Here is a 311-nt window from a genome sequence, read left to right on the forward strand (position 1 = left end):
CACCGAATGCCCCATCACCGCGTCCGGACGCACTCCCAGCCACGACACCAACGCGAACAGAGCCGACTCCACCGCGAACAGACCGGCCTGCGTGAACACCGTCTCATCCAGCAAACCCGCAGCCTCGTCACCGGGACGGGTGAACACCACGTCCCGCAACGACCCCACCGAACCCTGGCCCAGTTCCCGGCCCAGCTCACGGTCCAGGAAGACACAGGCCTCGTCGAACGCCGCCGCGAACACCGGGAACGCCTCATACAGCTCACGGCCCATCCCCGCACGCTGACTGCCCTGACCCGAGAACAGCAACG

Annotated in this window: 1 protein-coding gene; it reads right to left on the reverse strand. The window is 67.2% G+C overall.

Annotated elements, in window-relative coordinates; genetic code table 11:
• Nucleotides 1-311 (reverse strand): acyltransferase domain-containing protein (locus AADR41_RS42655; protein WP_342287843.1); only part of this gene is annotated, 311 nt, incomplete at both ends.

The sequence above is a fragment of the Streptomyces sp. CLV115 genome (assembly GCF_038448545.1).
Classification (GTDB): domain Bacteria; phylum Actinomycetota; class Actinomycetes; order Streptomycetales; family Streptomycetaceae; genus Streptomyces; species Streptomyces sanglieri.